1 protein-coding gene is annotated in these 315 nt (G+C 59.4%); it reads right to left on the reverse strand.

Annotation, left to right across the window (positions count from 1 at the left end; genetic code table 11):
* A partial coding sequence (locus SB764_RS39110; RefSeq protein WP_410866628.1) for a 4-hydroxyphenylacetate 3-hydroxylase N-terminal domain-containing protein occupies positions 1-216 on the reverse strand: 216 nt, incomplete at its 3' end.
* Between the last annotated feature and the right edge of the window lie 99 nt (positions 217-315).

The raw sequence follows: 315 nt of genomic DNA on the forward strand, positions 1-315 counted from the left end.
GGGGATGCTGAAGACGCGGTTCGCGGGGCCGTTGATTTCTGCACTGTGGTACTGCATGCCGTTGTCGGGGTCGGCAGCGATGTCGAACAGCTCGGCGATCGTGCCGATGACGTTGCGGAACGCAGGGTGTTCGGCGACGTTCTGGACTGCCTCCCCGTCAATAAGTACGGTGCGCCCATCGTTGAGGGTCTTGATGTACTCGTCTCCGGTCCTCATGACTGGTTTCCTTTCGTAATCGTGTACGTGTGGTCGATAGTGGCGCCGTCGGGAAAGGTGAGTTCGAGCCGCCATTCGCGGCCGTAAATGAAATCACCG

The sequence above is a fragment of the Paraburkholderia sp. SIMBA_027 genome, assembly GCF_046535315.1.
In the GTDB taxonomy this organism is placed as follows: domain Bacteria; phylum Pseudomonadota; class Gammaproteobacteria; order Burkholderiales; family Burkholderiaceae; genus Paraburkholderia; species Paraburkholderia tropica.